Source organism: Microbacterium resistens (genome assembly GCF_021172025.1).
GTDB classification, from domain to species: Bacteria; Actinomycetota; Actinomycetes; order Actinomycetales; family Microbacteriaceae; genus Microbacterium; species Microbacterium resistens.
This window is the reverse complement of sequence record NZ_CP082781.1, coordinates 1,293,027-1,308,991: the sequence shown is the minus strand read 5'-3', so window position 1 is coordinate 1,308,991 and position 15,965 is coordinate 1,293,027. Positions and strand designations below refer to the sequence as shown.

15 protein-coding genes are annotated in these 15,965 nt (G+C 70.7%); 2 read left to right on the top strand and 13 right to left on the bottom strand.

Annotation, left to right across the window (positions count from 1 at the left end):
• Window position 1: 1 nt before the first annotated feature.
• The 3 genes from K8F61_RS06395 to K8F61_RS06385 all read right to left on the bottom strand — a co-directional run bounded on the left by K8F61_RS06395 (window position 2) and on the right by K8F61_RS06385 (window position 1,868).
• Window positions 2-586 carry a type IV toxin-antitoxin system AbiEi family antitoxin domain-containing protein gene (locus K8F61_RS06395; RefSeq protein WP_231821081.1) on the bottom strand — a complete coding sequence of 195 codons (585 nt, stop codon included), beginning with the start codon at window positions 584-586 and terminating at the stop codon, window positions 2-4.
• Between the two features lie 249 nt (window positions 587-835).
• The gene (locus tag K8F61_RS06390) at window positions 836-994 is read right to left on the bottom strand and encodes a hypothetical protein (protein ID WP_231821080.1); all 159 of its coding nucleotides are present in this window, start codon (window positions 992-994) and stop codon (window positions 836-838) included.
• 271 nt (window positions 995-1,265) lie between these two features.
• Window positions 1,266-1,868 carry a TetR/AcrR family transcriptional regulator gene (locus tag K8F61_RS06385; RefSeq protein ID WP_231821079.1) on the bottom strand — a complete coding sequence of 201 codons (603 nt, stop codon included), beginning with the start codon at window positions 1,866-1,868 and terminating at the stop codon, window positions 1,266-1,268.
• Window positions 1,869-2,016: 148 nt separating this feature from the next.
• On the opposite strand from K8F61_RS06385, the gene K8F61_RS06380 reads away from it, so the two are divergent.
• Window positions 2,017-3,738 (top strand): amidohydrolase, encoded by a 1,722-nt coding sequence (locus K8F61_RS06380; RefSeq protein ID WP_231821078.1) that lies wholly within the window; start codon window positions 2,017-2,019, stop codon window positions 3,736-3,738.
• A gap of 43 nt (window positions 3,739-3,781) precedes the next feature.
• Window positions 3,782-5,209, top strand: coding sequence for an APC family permease (locus tag K8F61_RS06375; RefSeq protein ID WP_231821077.1), 1,428 nt, complete (start codon window positions 3,782-3,784; stop codon window positions 5,207-5,209).
• Window positions 5,210-5,233: 24 nt separating this feature from the next.
• Here K8F61_RS06375 and K8F61_RS06370 read toward each other — a convergent pair whose 3' ends face one another.
• From K8F61_RS06370 to K8F61_RS06325, 10 genes are read right to left on the bottom strand one after another with little or no spacing between them, the layout of a single operon-like run.
• On the bottom strand, window positions 5,234-5,815 hold the full coding sequence (locus tag K8F61_RS06370) for a hypothetical protein (RefSeq protein WP_231821076.1): 582 nt from the start codon (window positions 5,813-5,815) through the stop codon (window positions 5,234-5,236).
• Entirely contained in the window at window positions 5,812-7,005 is a 1,194-nt protein-coding gene (locus tag K8F61_RS06365) for a C45 family autoproteolytic acyltransferase/hydolase (protein WP_231821075.1), read from the bottom strand. Before K8F61_RS06365 ends, K8F61_RS06370 begins: the two co-directional genes overlap by 4 nt.
• Entirely contained in the window at window positions 7,002-7,646 is a 645-nt protein-coding gene (locus K8F61_RS06360) for an FMN-binding negative transcriptional regulator (RefSeq protein ID WP_231821074.1), read from the bottom strand. The genes K8F61_RS06365 and K8F61_RS06360 overlap by 4 nt, the downstream gene beginning before the upstream one ends.
• 2 nt (window positions 7,647-7,648) lie before the next feature.
• Window positions 7,649-8,668: a P1 family peptidase gene (locus K8F61_RS06355; protein WP_231821073.1), complete on the bottom strand. Its 1,020-nt coding sequence runs from the start codon at window positions 8,666-8,668 to the stop codon at window positions 7,649-7,651.
• Window positions 8,665-9,432 carry an ATP-binding cassette domain-containing protein gene (locus K8F61_RS06350; protein ID WP_231821072.1) on the bottom strand — a complete coding sequence of 256 codons (768 nt, stop codon included), beginning with the start codon at window positions 9,430-9,432 and terminating at the stop codon, window positions 8,665-8,667. Before K8F61_RS06350 ends, K8F61_RS06355 begins: the two co-directional genes overlap by 4 nt.
• Window positions 9,429-10,424 carry an ABC transporter ATP-binding protein gene (locus K8F61_RS06345; protein WP_231821071.1) on the bottom strand — a complete coding sequence of 332 codons (996 nt, stop codon included), beginning with the start codon at window positions 10,422-10,424 and terminating at the stop codon, window positions 9,429-9,431. The genes K8F61_RS06350 and K8F61_RS06345 overlap by 4 nt, the downstream gene beginning before the upstream one ends.
• Window positions 10,421-11,305: an ABC transporter permease gene (locus K8F61_RS06340; RefSeq protein WP_231821070.1), complete on the bottom strand. Its 885-nt coding sequence runs from the start codon at window positions 11,303-11,305 to the stop codon at window positions 10,421-10,423. The genes K8F61_RS06345 and K8F61_RS06340 overlap by 4 nt, the downstream gene beginning before the upstream one ends.
• A complete protein-coding gene (locus K8F61_RS06335; RefSeq protein WP_231821069.1) occupies window positions 11,302-12,267 on the bottom strand; it encodes an ABC transporter permease in 966 nt (321 codons plus the stop codon). Before K8F61_RS06335 ends, K8F61_RS06340 begins: the two co-directional genes overlap by 4 nt.
• 1 nt (window position 12,268) lies before the next feature.
• Window positions 12,269-13,879, bottom strand: a complete 1,611-nt coding sequence (locus K8F61_RS06330) for an ABC transporter substrate-binding protein (RefSeq protein ID WP_231821068.1) — start codon at window positions 13,877-13,879, stop codon at window positions 12,269-12,271.
• A 53-nt stretch (window positions 13,880-13,932) separates the two neighbouring features.
• Window positions 13,933-15,960: a primary-amine oxidase gene (locus K8F61_RS06325; protein WP_231821067.1), complete on the bottom strand. Its 2,028-nt coding sequence runs from the start codon at window positions 15,958-15,960 to the stop codon at window positions 13,933-13,935.
• Between the last annotated feature and the right edge of the window lie 5 nt (window positions 15,961-15,965).

Below are 15,965 nucleotides of genomic sequence, written 5' to 3'. Positions count from 1 at the left end.
GTCAAAGGAGTATCTCCAAGGATTGCCGAATCGCGGGGCGTGCTTTCGGGAAGCCCTCGGCCATCGTGAGCAGCGAACCGGGGCTGTTGCCGCGCCCACGCAACCACTGCTTGAGCGCACCGAGGGCGAGGTCACTGCCCCACGCGTGACGCAGGCGGAACAGATCGATGAGGGTCCGCTCGGCTGAGTAGAGGCCGATGGACGATCCGTCCGGCAGCGCACGCTCAGTGAGCCCGATGCTGAACGTGTCGGCGTCGAAGCGGTGCCAGGAGATCGGCGCGTGGTGAACGGTGACCGGTTGTGTGCCGCGGGGAATGGCGATGTCGGTTCGAGCGGGAATCTCGTCGGTCAGCTCGTGCAGAGACAGTGCTGTCAGGAGACACAGCGTAGCGTTTGGTCTCTTGGCGGCGACGGCGATCCACGCTGCCGTTGTGTCGTCCGTGAACCCTGATCTGAGGAAGAGGCCAGGGGCGATGCGCTCGAACTCGCCAGACTCGATCAATCGGTCGAGGCCATGCCGAGTGAGACCCTGTGGGCCCAGATCGTCGTAGCTCAGTAGATCGGGCAGCGTCGCGATATCCATCATCGCCTCCGACCAGCAGAATCTGTTACAGATACAGCATACCTGTTATGGTTTCTGCTGAACAGGGTCGATGCGATCCTCATCCCGGTGACTGCCGGTGCCGGAGAAGATGACCTCCAGTCAGTCGGGTTTGGATAAAAACCGCACACAACCGCGCTATGTGTGATCGGATTGTATCCATGAATGATCAGCTGAGAACGCTGGGGGCCGTCGTTCGGATTGAACGATGAGTCATGCTACTTGCGTCGGAGTTCACGGTGCCGTCGTCGAAGAAGTACCACCGCGATGACGCGCGAACCCACCTGCCAGTGCCGAGTCGAGCGCTGCCATTGCGATGGCATCGCTGATCTTGCCGAGCACGGTTTCGACCGATGCGGCTGTTGCCTCGCTAATTGTCCTGGCGTTCATCATGAGCCTTCCAGCGGGGTCCGAAACGGGGTCCTAAACCCCTCAGCGGGGTCAGAATGAGGTCGTATCAACCCGCAACAACGCGTAGACTAGTGCTGTAAGAACCGCATGAATACGCGGATCGAGAAGGTTTGCACGGAGCAGCCCGCAGAGCCCGAGCCTGTCAGTTGTTCTTGGTTCGAGTCCAGGTACCCCAGCCATTACAGAGAAGCCCGGAAGCACTGAGGAAAGTCAGTGATCCGGGCTTCTGTCGTCGTCCGACGAGCCGTGTCTTCTATGGGCCGGGGATCGGGGCGCCGGCCTGCGCGGCGAACAGGGCGATGGCGCGCTGCGCGCTCTCGACGGTGATGCTGCCGCCCGCCACGATGTGCAGCCCGTAGGCGTCCTCCAGAGCGACGAAGTTCATGGCCGTGTCGTCGAGCGGACCCGTGAGCGCGAACTCGCCGCTTGCGACCCCGGCTTCGAGGATGCGCCGGTAGAGCCCCAGCTGCTCCCGGTACAGCCGCTGGACGAGCTCGTCGTGGAGCGGAGACTTGCCCGCGAGCACATCGAACTCGTAGAGCAGCCGCATGAGCGCGTCGTCGGGGCCGTGCGGGAGGCCGGCGCGGATCGCGATCGCGAGCTGCTCGCCCGCGGTCGCCGCCTGGGCCACGAGCTCCTCCCGTTCCTCGCCGACCCGACGCATGCCGGCGGCGTGGGCCTCGACCAGGATCGCGTCGAGGTCCTCGTAGTAATAGAGGAGCGCCCCGCGGGTCACCCCGGCCTGGTTCGCGACATCGGTGAGGGAGAGGTTGCGCAGGCCGTGCGCGGCGGCGGCGTCGAGGGCGGCGTCGACGACCTCGCGTCGTCGCCGTTCCTGGGTGCGGGGGCGTGCCATAACGCCAGTATGGCAGGCCCTCCGGCGGTGCCCTCCGCGATGCGATCCGTTTCTTGACATTTGTGTCAATTAATTTACTCTGTAGTCAAAGAACCATCGGATCGGCGACGCAGCCGCCGCTCCCTCCCGAAGACCCAGGAGCCACGACATGGTCGTCGACACCCTCTACACCGGCGGACGCATCCGCACCTTCGACCCGGACCGGCCGTGGGCCGAGGCTCTCGGGGTGACCGGCGACCGGATCTCCTTCATCGGCTCCGCGGAGGACGCCCCCGCCGCGCGGCGGACCGTGGACCTGCACGGTCGCCTCCTCACGCCGGGCGTCGCCGACACGCACAACCACCTCCTCCTGGGCTTCGACGATCTGGCGGTCAGCCTGGAGGGGGTCACGAGCCTCGACACGGTCCGCGCCAGGATCGGGGCCTTCGCGGAGCGTCATCCGGAGCTGCGGTGGATCTGCGCCGAGAACGCGCTCTACTCCGTCGTCGAGGGCCGGCGCCCTCGCGCCGCGGACCTCGCGGGCGTCACCGACCGACCGGTCTTCATCACCACCTACGACCAGCACTCCGTCTGGCTGAACCGGCCCGCGCTCGCGGAGCTGGGCATCCTGAACGGGGGCGACATCGCCTGGGGCAACCCCGAGATCGACCGCGTGACCGGCGAGCCGACGGGCTGGATCACCGACTTCTACACGAGCGCGATGACGACCGACGGTCTTCGTGAGCTCCAGCGGGACATCCCGATGTACTCGCCCGACCGTCGGTACCGCAAGATCGTGAACAGTCTCGCGATGGCGGCCCGGTTCGGCATCACCAGCGTCGTCGAGCCGCAGGTGCCCCTCGCCGAGCTGCCGCTCTTCGACCGCGCCGATCGGGAGGGAAGGCTCACCGCCCGCACCACCGCCGCGATCTATCATCCGGTCGGCGCCGACGGCGACTTCCGGGCGCGGATCACCGACGCGATCCGCAGCACGCCCGCGCACGACCGGTTCCGCCTCGGGATGGTGAAGCTCTACGCCGACGACGTCATCGAGCCGCACACGGCGGCGATGCTGGAGGACTACGCCAACCGGCCCGGCCACCGCGGACACACCAGCATGGAGCCGGGGGAGTTCACGAAGCTGTTCGTCGAGCTCGACCGCCTCGGCTACCAGGTGCACACCCACGCGACGGGCGACTGGGGGATCCGGCTGACGTTGGACGCCATCGAGGCGGCGCGCCGGAGCAACGGCGACCGCGACGCCCGGCACGGGATCGTGCACGTCGAGTGCCTGGCACCGGAGGACCTTCCCCGGTTCCGGGAACTGGGGGTGGTCGCGGCGATGCAGCCGCGGCACGCGTCTCCGGACCTCGTCGCAGGCACATGGATGGAGAACGTGGGGGAGGACCGGTGGGATCGCGCCTGGCGGTTCCGGTCCCTGGTCGACTCGGGAGCGCGCGTCACGTTCTCCAGCGACTGGCAGGTCGGCGAGATGGACCCGCTCGTCGGCGTCTACAGCGCCATGACGCGTGCGCGGCTCGACGGCGGCGACGCCTGGACCACCGACGAGCGCCTCGATCTCGACCGCACGCTGCAGGCCTACACGAAGGGCGGAGCGGAGGCGTTCCATCGCGAGGACTCGCTGGGGATGCTCCGCACCGGATACCTCGCCGACCTCGTGGTCTGGTCCGCCGATCTCTACGCGCTGGAGCCCGCACAGATCCTCGCGCAGCAGGCGGACCTCACGGTCGTCGGCGGAGAGCCCGTCCACGACCGGCACGGCGAGCTGGACGGGCCCTTCGTCGTGGACACCGCCCCCGGTCCTGCGGGACCCGGCGGTGCCTGCTCCGAGCCGTCCGCCGACCATCACTGCCATTCCCACGCCCACTGACCTCCCGACACCCCCGCAACCCCGCACACTGAGGACGCCTCCGATGCCAACGCCGTCATCCCCGTCCGCCGTCTCCGGCGGCGACCCGCGCACACCGACATCCGCCGAGCCCGGGCGGCTCCGACGCACGCTCCGCCTGCGGCACCTCGTCTTCATCGGTCTCGCCTACATGGCGCCGCTCGCGGTCTTCGACATGTTCGGGATCGTCGCGGACAAGACAGGCGGGCACGTTCCCCTCGCCTACCTCGTCGTGCTGGTGGCGGTGCTGTTCACCGCGTTCAGCTACTCCCGGATGGTGAGGTTCTTCCCCGTCGCCGGATCCGCGTACACGTACGCGAAGGAGACGATGCACCCCACCGTCGGATTCCTCGTGGGATGGGTCGCGACGCTCGACTATCTGCTGCTGCCGATGATCAACGCGATCCTGTCCGGGATCTACATGGGGGCGCTCTTCCCGGAGGTCCCCTTCTGGGTCTGGGTCCTCCTGACGATCGGGATCTGCACCGCGCTGAACCTCATGGGGGTGAGACTGGCGGCCAGGATGAATGTCGTGCTGGTCTCCATCCAGCTCCTGGTCGCCGTGGTGTTCGTGGTCCTCGCCGTCGCGAACGTCGTGAACGGGGAGAACGGCGCGGGGTTCTCGGTGCGGCCGTTCCTCTCCGACGACCTCCAGGCCGGAGCACTGGCGGGCGGCGCCGCGATCCTCGCGCTGTCGTTCCTCGGATTCGACGCCGTGTCGACCCTCGCCGAGGAGGCGGAGAAGCCCACCCGGGACGTTCCTCGGGCCATCTTCCTGATCGTCGCCGCCGCGGGGGCGTTCTTCCTCACGGTCACCTACGTGATGCAGACGCTGTTCCCGGATGTGACGACGCTCGAGAACATCGTCGGGGCCTCGCCCGAGATCGCGAAGTACATCGGCGGTGCCGCCTTCCAGGCGATGTTCGTCGGCGGATACATGATGGCCGTGCTCGGCTGCGGGATCACCCAGCAGATGAGCGCCGCACGGCTGCTCTACGCGATGGGCCGCGACGGCGCACTCCCGCGGCGTCTGTTCAGTCGGGTCGATCCGCGCACCGGTGTCCCCGTCGGGAACGTGGTGCTCGTCGCCCTCATCGCCCTGACCGCCCTCTTCGTGGATCTGGAGCAGGCGTCGTCGATGATCAACTTCGGGGCCTTCATCGCCTTCACCTTCGTGAACCTGTCGGTGATCTTCGTGTTCTTCCGCTTCCTCTCCACCCGCTCGATCGGATCCTGGCTCGGGTTCGTGCTCGTGCCCGCCGTCGGCGTCGTGATCAACGTCGCGCTCTGGTTGAGCCTGAACCCGATCTCGATGGTGATCGGAGGCGCGTGGACGGCGATCGGGGTGATCTACCTGATCGTCAAGACGCGGGGATTCCGCGCGTCGCCCCCGGATCTGACCGGGCCGATCAACATCGAGATGTACGAAGAGGCGTCCGCCCCGTCGCGATGACGCCGGGCGCCGCCGGCTACGGCATCAGGCGACGAGGGCGGTCATCGCGAGGGTCGAGGCCGCCATCGCCGCATGGTGGACCCGGTGCGGCCAGGAACGATCTCGACGAAGAGCGAGCGCCGTCGCGACGACCGTCCCGAGGGCCAGCACGGCGAGGAGGACCGGGACGGGGGAGCCGCCGCCGTGCCCGTGCGCGCCGAGGACCGGCACGGGCCCCGGGGCCCGAGCGGGCATCAGCAGGATGAGGGTCGCGGTCGCGACGAGACCGAGCGCGAGATGCGGACCGACAGACGACCGCGATCCCGTCGCGGCCGAGGCCGGACCCGAGACCGGTGCCCGGCGCCCGCCCGGCTCGGCGGGGACGGGCGAGACGGGGACGGCGGCCGTCCAGCGGTGGCGCACGGCGAGAGCGATCGCCGCGGCGAGGAGGACCGCGGACCACAGCGCCGCCGGGAGGACGGACACGGTCATCGCATCCGTCATGCCCACGAGCATCGTGAACCCGGCCGCGGCCTCGGCCGGTCGGGTCCGGCGCCCGCCGGCGCACAGCGCCCCGGCGGCGATCGCCGCGAGGACGAGCGCGCCGGCGTGCAGCAGCGTGCTCACCGGGCGGGATCGGCGGGAGCCGGCGGAAGCGCGTCGCCCGTCTCGGTCGCGATCCCGGGCGTGAGCGTCGCCGCGGGACGCCGTCCGTGCTCCTCGCTCCGGGCCTCGGCGGCGTCGTCGTCGACACCGATCCGATGCCACGGCGCCTGCGCGACGTCGGCGGGTGCGGCGGCCGCGAAGGCGATCGCGCCGTGCTCGACGTCGAGGGCCACGGTCAGCTTCGTCTCCCAGCGCAGGTGCTCCGGCTGGTCCTGGCGGGCACGGACGGAGATCGGCGCGTCGGGGATGCCGCCGAAGGCCAGGGCCCGCTCGCGGTCGTCCTCGATCCGGGCGAGATCGGCGGCGTCCACCAGGCAGCGGTACCGCGGCACGCTCGTCGTCTCGTACGGCGAGAACTCGCCGGCCGCCAGCTCCTCGTCCAGGAAGTGGTTCGTGTGCGCGAGGACGCCGCCGGGCGTCACGGCCATTGCGGCCACGCCGGCGGGGGACACCTCGATCGCCGCCGCCTCCGCCCGGTCGCCGTCGAAGGCCACGACGGTGAGCACGCTGGACGCGGCGAGCGGGACGCTCCGGGCCAGGGCCTCCGCCTCGCCCACGGTGGACGCGCGGTCCAGGATCATCCGGGACAGCACGTGCACGGGGACGCCCCCCTGTGTGCCGTCGCTGCGGTGGTGAAGGATGTTGAAGTGCACGCCGAGTCCGCGGTCGTTGACGCCGATCTTCGCCGGCTGGCCGAACTCGGAGAACGTGACGACGCGGGCGCCGCTCGCGGTCCGCAGGCGCCGCACCACGGTCTCGTTCGAGAGGGTCTCGTGCCAGTCCCACGTCTGGAGCGTGCGGGGCGGACGGGCGCCCGCGGGCACGAACACGATCGTGGAGCACTCCATCGACGGCGTCATCCGAGCCAGCACCTCGGTGCGCGCGGTGAGCAGGTGCACGTCGGCGACCTCCAGGGCGCTCCCCTCCGCGACGCCGTGGAACTCCTCGGCGATCTCGGGCGCCCACGCCTCCACCGCGGCTCGGCACTCGGCGACGACATCGTCGGCCTCCTCGCCCGTGACGCCGGACTGCGCGAACAGGCGCCGGTACGCGTCGCGGGCCTCGTGCAGCTGCGACGCCCAGCGCTCGCCGAAGCGCCGTCCGTCCTCGCGGGGGTCCGCGGTCTCCGAGGTCCACTCGTGGACGATCATCGGTCGCCTCCGATCCGCTCGACGAGCTCGGCGACGTCGCCGTAGGGGCACCCACGCGCGCGGGATGCCGCGGCGACGCGCTCGCGGACCTCCCGCGGCTTGTCCTGGCTGACCTTGAAGACGGCGCGCTGCTCCAGGACCTCGAAGCGGAACGCGACGATCCCGCCCACGATCCGCTCGAACGTCGGCAGCGAGCTCGTCATGTCCCACGCGACGGGCTCGAGGGCCTCGAGCTCCTCGACCGTGCGCGTGACGACGTGCATCCCGTCCTCGGCGCCCTCGAGGACCGTCACGCGGGCGGTCAGGTGCACGGCGGCGTAGTCCCACGTGGGGACGTTGGGGTCGTCCGCGTAGGTCGTCGGGGAGACGTAGTCGTGCGGCCCGGTGAACACGAGCAGCACGCTATCGCCGTCCGCCATCTGCTGCCACTGCGGGTTCTTCCGCGCGACGTGGCCGAGGAGCTCGGCGCCGACGAATCCGCCGTCCTCCGCCATCCGCTCCACGATCACCGGGGTGTGGGTGGCGGTCGGCGCCCCGGCGGCACCGCCGCCGTTGGAGACGATCAGGGCGAACGGGTGACGGCGGACCAGTTCGGTGACCTCGTCCTGCGAGGGCGCGCGGTACTTCTCGAACTCGTACACGATCAGCCCGCCGCGCAGAGGATCGCGTCCCAGGCCGTCTCTCCCGCGAGCGTCGCCACCGCGGTCGAGTTCAGCGAGAGGCGACCGCGGGACGTAGCCGGGTCCGCGGGGAGCGCGACCTCGTCGGTCGTCAGGGCGAACAGCGTGTCGCCGTCGAGCGGGGTGTGGAACGGCTGGATCCCGCGGTGCATCGAGCTGTGCACCTGGAGGCCGAACTGGCGCAGTTCGATGTCGGTGAGCTGCACGTTCGTCACCACCGCCGTGATGGTGGTGTTGCCCGACATCGCGTCGACCAGCCCGGACTCACCGATCGCCTCCTCGTAGTCGCGGGCGGGGTGGCGGCGCTCGCCGGTCGTCGCGTCGTAGTTGCCGCGGACGATCCGGCCTTCGCGGTCCAGGATCACGCCATAGGGGTTGAGCACGGTCACGACGAGGACCTTCACGTCGCCCACCTGTCGGAACGCCACGCCCTGGCCGGTGAACTCGACGCGGGACGGATCGACCTTGCCGGACGACGCGGACGCCCCGCCGCCCACCCGGCCCACTTCGACCACGCCCTGGCGTGCCGCGTCCAGCGCCGCTCGGCCGAGCGCGGCGTCCGGGTAGACGGAGTTGTCCCGCACGGAGTAGTCGTAGATGATCGCGCCCGACACGAGCTGGAGCTCGTCGAAGCCGGATCGGTGCCCGACGCGGCCGAACAGCGCCTCGGACACGCCGGCGACCGCGGCGAGCCCGTAGACCGAGCCGCCCGCGAGGCAGATCGCGTGGTTGTACCCGTACAGTCCGCTCGCGCCGACCGCTCCGCCGCGGCGGTCCGTGAACGTGCGTGCTCCCGCGGGAATGGAGAGCACGGTCGCCCCGGTGGGCCCCTCGGCGTACTCGGCGGTCCCGAGGAGGACCCCGGGGAAGTCGTACTCCACCTGCCCGCGGTCGGTGCCGTGGACGGGGGCGAGGGCGAAGTCGCCGTTCGAGCGCCGGGGGCCTCCGGCGGCGACGGGGGCGAGGCGAGGGGTGTCGGTCACGATGAGAGCTCCTGGAACAGTTGACGCGAATAGGGATGCTGCGGAAGGTCGTAGAAGACGTCGGTCGGCGCGATCTCGACGATCTCGCCGGCGCGCATGACGGCCACGTGGTGTGAGATGTAGCGCACGGCCGCGAGGTCGTGGGAGATGAACAGCGCGGCGAAGCCGTGCTCGTCCTGCAGATCCCGGATGAGGTTGAGGATCTGCGCCTGGACGGACACGTCGAGCGCGCTGACGGCCTCGTCGAACACGAGGAACGACGGGTGTGTCACGAGGGCGCGCGCGACGCTCACGCGCTGGAGCTGCCCGCCGGAGAGCTGGTGCGGGCGTCGAGCGGCGAACGACGAGGGCAGTCCGACCTGCTCGAGCATCGCGATCGCGCGGTCCTCGGTCTCCGTGCTGCGGCGTTCGTGCACGAGCAGCGGCTCCAACACCGAGGAGAGCACCGTCGACCGCGGATCCAGCGCCCATCGCGGATGCTGCAGCACGGCCTGCATCCGTCCGGCGCGGGAGCGCAGGCTCCGCGCGAGGGGGGCGCCCTGGAACCGGACCTCGCCGGAGTCCGGGCGCCGGAGGCCGAGCACGACGGATCCCGTCGTGGTCTTGCCCGATCCCGACTCGCCGACGAGCCCCAGCGTCTGCCCCGGCGCCACCGAGAAGCTCACCTGGGACATGGCCGTCGTCTCACGGCGGCGCGCGCCGACGCCCGAGGCGAAGGAGACGCTGACGTCGACGAGCTCGACGGCGGGGGAGACGGCGTTCATGCGCGGACCTCCTGCGCAGCCGGGCGAGGTTCGCCCGGTGACGCGCCGGCCAGCTCCGCCGTACGGATGCACAGGCTGTGTCGCGGAGCCACCGGCGCCGGGCGGCTGATCTCGCACGCGTCGACGCGGAAGGCGCAGCGGGCCGCGAACGCGCAGCCCTCCGCCTCGCCGTGGAGCACCGGCGGCGCGCCGGGGATGCTCGCCAGGCGCTCGCCGCGGCGAGCGCGGGACGGATCCGTCGCGGCCAGAGCACGGGAGTACGGGTGGACGGGGCTGCCCAGCACCTCGGCGGCGCCGCCGCGTTCGACGACGCGTCCCGCGTACATCACCGCCACCTCGTCGCACCAGCGCGCGACGGCGGGGAGGTCGTGGCTCAGCCAGAGGATGGTCGTGCCCTGCTCCCGCGCCTGGGTGAACATCAGCCGGACGACCTCTTCGCGGACCTGGCTGTCCAGGGCGGCGGTCGGCTCGTCGGCGATCAGCAGGGCGGGGCGGCGGCACAGGGCCATCGCGATGGCGACTCGCTGGGCCATGCCTCCGGAGATCTGATGGGGGAACAGGTGCAGGACGCGCGGCGCGTCCGCGATCTGCATCGCCTCCAGCAGTGCGGTCCGCCGCTGCGGGGAATCGTCCTCGCCCACCGCTCGGAGCACCAGGCGCAGCTGGGCGCCGATCCGCATCGTCGGGTCGAGGGAGCCGATCGGATCCTGGGCGACGTAGGCGAGGGTGTCCCGGCGGTAGGCGCGCAGGGCCTCGGGACCGAGGCTCAGCACGTCGATGCCGTCGACGTCGACCCGTCCGCGCACGATCCGGGCGGAGCGCGGCTGGAGACGACCGACCACCGAGGCGAGGGTGGACTTCCCGGATCCGGACTCGCCGACGAGGGCGAGGGAGCTCCCGTCGTCCACCTCCAGGTCGACCCCGTCCAGGGCCCGCACGGTCGTCGCCCCGGTGAACTCCAGGGCGAGGTCGCTGATTCTCAGGGCGGTCATCGGAGGGACCTCGTCTCTCGCGGTTCGAAGCGGTCCCGCAGCCCGTCTCCGATGATGTTGATGCAGAGGATCGACACGACCAGGACGACGCCGGGGACGATGATGAGCTGCGGCGCCTGGGTCATGTAGAGCATGCCCTGCTGGATCAGCAGGCCCAGCGAGGCCTCGGGGACCTGGACGCCGAAGCCGAGGAAGCTCAGGCCGCCTTCCACGAGGATGGCGACGGAGAGCGCGTAGCTGGCCTGGACGGCGATCGTCCCGGCGATGTTCGGCAGCACCCGCCGGACGAGGATCGCGGGGGTCCGTACGCCGCTGATCCTGGCCGACACGATGAAGTCCCGCTCGGAGACGGATCGTGTCGCGAGTCGGACGACGCGGGTCATCAACGGGATCGTGATGACGACGATGCTGATGATCGCCGCGGGCCGGCCGGGGCCGAGCAGAGCGGAGACGAGGATCGCGAGCACGAGCGCGGGGAACGCGTACAGGACGTCCGCGACCCGCATGACGACTTCGTTGACCGCGCCGCCGTAGTATCCGGCGACCATGCCGAGCGCCGTGCTGACCACGGCCGAGCAGAGGACGGCGACGATCGAGACGACGAGCGTGGTCGCGATCCCCTGGAACAGGCGGGGAAGCAGAGAGCGGCCGAGGTTGTCGGTGCCGAGCGGCGCCGTCACGGACGGACCCTCCAGACGCCCTCCCACCGTGGCGCTCGTGGACCCGGCGAGACCGGTCAGCACCGCGATCACGGTGACCAGGACGATGAGGCCGAGCACGACGACCGCCGTGCGCAGCAGGGCGTCGCTGCGGCGCCAGGCGCCTCGGGACGCCTGGCCGGCGGCGCGGACGCGGTGCACGGCGGTGGGCGCGACGGTCATCGGCGGCTCCCTCCGGTCAGGCGCAGGCGGGGATCCAGCGCGGTGGCGACGAGGTCGACGAGCAGGCTCGCGACGATGAAGACGAGGGCGGCGAGCAGGACGGCGCTCTGCACGATCGCGTAGTCGCGTCGGCCGAGGGCGGTCTGCAGGTACGAGCCCATCCCGGGGATGTCGAAGACGAACTCGACGATCACCGTGCCTCCGAGGAGTACGGCGACGAGGGCGCCGACGATGGTGAGGATCGGGGCGGCGGCGTTGCGCAGCACGTGGTGGCGCACGATGAACGCCGGCGTCTCGCCACGGGCGACCGCCGCCTGGATGTGCGGCTCGACGAGGACGTTCATGACGGCGTCGCGGGTGTTCCGGGCGACGACCGCCACGCAGCCGACCGAGAGGACGGCCACCGGCAGGGCCAGCGAGCCGAAGAAGCGCCCGGGATCGGAGGCGAAGGGCGCGAAGCGGCCGACCGAGACGCCGAGCCCGAGGGTGGAGACGACGAACACGACGAGTCCCGCCAGCAGGAACTCCGGGATGCTGATGCCGAGGGCGCTGATCAGGCGACCGACCGCCCCGGCGTTGCCCTCGGAGCGCAGAGCGGCCAGGAACCCGAGCGGGATGCCGACGAGCAGCGTCACCACGATGGTCAGCAGCGCGATCGTCGCGGTGACCGGAAGGCGGGCCGCGAACTCCTCCGACACCGAGACGTTGGACACGAACGAGTGCCCGAGGTCGCCGGTGAGGACGCCGACGACCCAGTGGAGATACTGCAGCACCACGGGATCGTCGAGGCCGGACTCGGCCACCGCCTGGGCCCGCTGCGCGTCGGTGGCGAGCGGACCCAGGACGAGGTCGGTGTAGTCGCCCGGCATCAGGCGGACGGACGCGAAGATCAGCACCGAGACCACCAGCAGCGTCAGCAGTGCGGCGCCGATGCGCCGGACGGACCACAGAGCGACGGCCATGTCAGCTCGCGCGGAACGCGGTGAGGTGCCGGAGGAAGTTGCCGTAACCCTCGTCGGTGGTCAGCGTCGGGGACAGCGATCGCGTGTTCCAGCCGATGGTGGACGGCCGCAGCACGAGCGGGATCATCTCGCTCTGCTCGTCCGCCAGGGCGCAGAGGCTGTCGAACGCGGCGGCGCGATCCGCGCCCGGCTCGGTGGCGTACCCGTCGGCGATGAGCGCGTCGAGCTCGTCGGACCCCTTCATGAAGACGGACGAGAACCCGGCGACCTCGGGGTTCCACCACGTCGTCACCATGGCGGGATCCGCGTAGCCGGCGAACCAGCTCAGAGCCAGGTCGAACGCCGCCGGGCTTCCGTAGACCTGGTCCGAGTAGGTCGCGTAGTCGACCTGCTGGATCTTCACGGTCACGCCGATCTCGGCGAGGTTCTGCTGGATCACCTGAGCGATCTGGGCGAGGACGGGTTCGTCGGTGTACACGACGAGGTCCAGATCGAGGCCGCCGACGCCGTCGATCACGCTCTTCGCCGCGGCGAGGTCCCTCGCTGCGGAGGGGAGATCCTCCGGGGTGCAGGCGTCAGGAAGGCCCGCCGGGGTCACTCCGGTGGCGGCGGTGGATCCCGCGAAGGCGAGCTCGTTGATCGCGGCGCGGTCGATCGCGGAGTTGATCGCGAAGCGCACATCCTGATCCTGCAGCGCCTCGTCGCCGGTGAGCGCGTTGATCATCAGGTAGTGGAAGTCTGTGTTCGTCTGGCCGACGACGGTGACGTCCTTCGCGTTCGCGAGCAGCTCGGCGGAGTCGATCGAGTTCAGCACCGCGAAGTCGGCGGAACCGTCGCGCAGCGCCGCGGCGCGGGTGGCCTCGTCGCCGACGATGTCGATCGTCAGGGACGAGAAACCGAGGGTGCTCGCGTCAGGGTGGTGCGGGTTCGGGGCGAACGTCCACTCCTCGTCCTGCCGGTGCGCGGTGGCGACGAGCGGGCCGGTGCCGAGCATCTCGGTCGTGATGTCGACCGAGCCCGCCCGGATCTCCGCCATGGGCAGGATCGCGGCGGGGGTGTTGGCGAGGGCCGCGAGGAACGGCGCATAGGGCTCGGAGAGGGTGACCGTGACCTCTCGGTCCCCGGTCGCCTGCACGGAGGCGATCGGTCCGAGCTGGCCCGTCCATGTGGTGGGGTTCTCGAGCAGGCGCTGAAGGCTTCCGACCACGTCGTCGGCGGTCATCGCCCGGCCGTTCGAGAACACCGCGTCCTCGGCCAGGGTGAAGACGTACTCGGTGTCGCTCGGTGTCTCCCAGGATGTCGCCAGTCGCGGAGCCACCTCCAGGTTCTCGTCGATCGTGGTGAGGGTCTCGTAGACGAGCCCCTCGAGCATCCAGGAGCGCGCGGTCGCGGCGCCCTGGGGGTCGAGGCCGCTCGCCTCGGCGGTGTCGTAGTCCACCTGGACGACGAGGTCGCCGCCGGCGTCGAAGGACGCGTCGGCGACGGCGAGGAAGCCGGGGGCCGCCTCGTCCTTGGTCGGGGCGGCGTCCGGCGAGGCGCCGCCGGTACAACCGGTGAGGGCGAGCACGGCGACGGCGAGGATGGCCGTCCCTGCTCGGGCTGCGGTGGTCATGTGGGGTGTTCCCTTCGGGTGGTCGGACGACGCCGGCGGCGGGACGATGCGGCTCACGCCGGGTGCGGCGCCGGGGGGACGGACAGGTGGTGCGGGTGGTGCGCGGTGTCGGCGGCGTGCGCGTGATCGGGGGAGCAGGCGCACGCGGCGGGGGAGGCGGGGACGTCGAGGGTCGGGTTGCGGTCGAAGAAGTCGTGCGGAGTGAGGGTGAACCCGCACGCGTCGACGGGCATGATCGGCCAGTCCTCGGTGCGGGGGAAGTGCGTGAGGCCGAACGTGTGCCACAGAACCAGATCCGCGCCGTCGAGGGAAGCGTCGTCGGCGGCGAAGGCGGGAAGCCCCTGCTCGGGCGCGCTCTGGTTCACCACGTCGCCGGCGGGGTAGCGTTCCTCGGGGTCGTAGGCGGTGACCCACAGGTCCGAGGTGGCGAACCGCGCGCGCGACGCGATGACCGAGTCGGGATGGGCGAGCAGCACGGGCCTGCCCTCCGGCCTCAGGACGTAGGAGGTCGGGCGGCCCAGGCGGTTCCGCGCCGTCGCGCTGCTGACCCGCCACGTCCGGTCGACGGCCGCGTCGGCGCGGCGCCGTCCCTCCTTCTCGCTGCGCAGCGGCGTCCGTGTGAAGCCGATCGCCGTGCCATGGGGGTTGTCCTCGTCACGGGGAAGCGTCTGCACGTCGACCTCGTGGACGACCGCGGGGCCGTCGTCCACGGCCATGTCCAGGCGGGCGCAGAACAGGTGCTGGTGGTACGGCGCGGCGAGCCCGGGGGCGAGCTCGCTCGCGTAGCGGCTGGTGCGCTCGTCATATGCGGCGGTGAAGACGAGCCCGGTGGCCTTCGCCTCGAACGCGATCCTGCCGTCGAGGTAGAGGTACCAGTAGAAGCCGTAGTCGTAGTTGCCGACCGTGACGAAGAACGAGATGACCAGCCGTCGCTGGCGGCGGACATCGGTCGTTCCGGTGAACTGTTCCGTGTGCTTCCACAGGACCCCGGCGTCCTCCTCGTGGATGCAGACCGCCCGGGGCAGGATCTTCACGTTCCCTCGGGCGTCCGCGATCGGCACGTCCAGATAAGTGATGTCGCCGACGCAGTCGCAGCCGAGCTCCAGAGAATTCACGAGGCGGCCCAGCAGGTACTCGCCGGTGTCGAAGTAGTTCTGCCAGAACCGGACCGGGCCCGGGTCCCCGTAGGGCACGAGCATCTCCGCGATGGAGGCGCGGTGCAGGATCGGGCGGACCCGGCCGTCGTCCTCGAAGCCGACGCCGTGCAGGATCAGGCCCTCGCGCATGTCGTAACCGACGCGCACGGTCCACTTCTCCCACGTGATCACGTCCCCGTCGAACGAGAAGCTCGGCCCCTCCGGCTGCTGGATGACGATCGGCTTCTGCGTCGTGCGCTCCGGACCGAACGTGCCCGGCAGGTGATAGTCGGCGGTCTCCTGGGGGATCGGCACGGCGCCGGTGTCGATGACGTCGAGGACCACGCGGGCGCCGAGATCCACGTAGGCGACGAGGCCGTCGATGGGATGCGCCCAGGGCATGGTCTGCGGGGTCGGCTGGTGGTGGCCGAGGACGCGGGCCAGCCGTCGCCCCTGCTCGCCCTCGATCGGGAAGCGCCCGGCGGAGAGCCCTGCGAGGGCGACCGTCGCCGGGTCGTCGATCCCACGGGCGGTCAGCGCCGCGATCCAGCGCTCGTCGGCGCCGATCAGCTCGCGGATCATCGCGTGCTCCTCCTGCAGCAGCGGCACCTGGCCGTCGCGGTCCGGATCGATGTCCGTGTCCCGCGCGATCGTGCCGTCGTCGAGGTCGACGATCAGGGCGCGTGCCCGCCCGTCGTCCAGGTCGAGCAGTTGGACGCGAGCGCGCCGCGGCACGGGGGATCCTGCGGCGACGACCCGACGATCCGGCTCGTCGAGTCCGACGTATGCGATCCGGTGCGTGTCCTCCAGCGCCCCGTTCGCGCGCAGCACCTCGCTCACGCGGCGCAGCTCGTCGGCCGAGAGCGTGGCGTAGGGGGCGCCGGAGCCGTCGCCGAGCTCGCGGGAGCGCTGGACGTGGCCGGACGTGTGGCAGCTGCAGTTCATGGAAT

Excerpts from the sequence above, each read along its gene's own strand:
- K8F61_RS06335 (WP_231821069.1), bottom strand. The coding sequence starts at position 12,267 with ATGGCCGTCGCTCTGTGGTCCGTCCGGCGCATCGGCGCCGCACTGCTG.
- K8F61_RS06380 (WP_231821078.1), top strand. The coding sequence starts at position 2,017 with ATGGTCGTCGACACCCTCTACACCGGCGGACGCATCCGCACCTTCGAC.
- K8F61_RS06325 (WP_231821067.1), bottom strand. The coding sequence starts at position 15,960 with ATGAACTGCAGCTGCCACACGTCCGGCCACGTCCAGCGCTCCCGCGAG.
- K8F61_RS06330 (WP_231821068.1), bottom strand. The coding sequence starts at position 13,879 with ATGACCACCGCAGCCCGAGCAGGGACGGCCATCCTCGCCGTCGCCGTG.
- K8F61_RS06385 (WP_231821079.1), bottom strand. The coding sequence starts at position 1,868 with ATGGCACGCCCCCGCACCCAGGAACGGCGACGACGCGAGGTCGTCGAC.
- K8F61_RS06345 (WP_231821071.1), bottom strand. The coding sequence starts at position 10,424 with ATGACCGCCCTGAGAATCAGCGACCTCGCCCTGGAGTTCACCGGGGCG.
- K8F61_RS06340 (WP_231821070.1), bottom strand. The coding sequence starts at position 11,305 with ATGACCGTCGCGCCCACCGCCGTGCACCGCGTCCGCGCCGCCGGCCAG.
- K8F61_RS06375 (WP_231821077.1), top strand. The coding sequence starts at position 3,782 with ATGCCAACGCCGTCATCCCCGTCCGCCGTCTCCGGCGGCGACCCGCGC.
- K8F61_RS06390 (WP_231821080.1), bottom strand. The coding sequence starts at position 994 with ATGATGAACGCCAGGACAATTAGCGAGGCAACAGCCGCATCGGTCGAA.
- K8F61_RS06365 (WP_231821075.1), bottom strand. The coding sequence starts at position 7,005 with ATGATCGTCCACGAGTGGACCTCGGAGACCGCGGACCCCCGCGAGGAC.
- K8F61_RS06395 (WP_231821081.1), bottom strand. The coding sequence starts at position 586 with ATGATGGATATCGCGACGCTGCCCGATCTACTGAGCTACGACGATCTG.
- K8F61_RS06350 (WP_231821072.1), bottom strand. The coding sequence starts at position 9,432 with ATGAACGCCGTCTCCCCCGCCGTCGAGCTCGTCGACGTCAGCGTCTCC.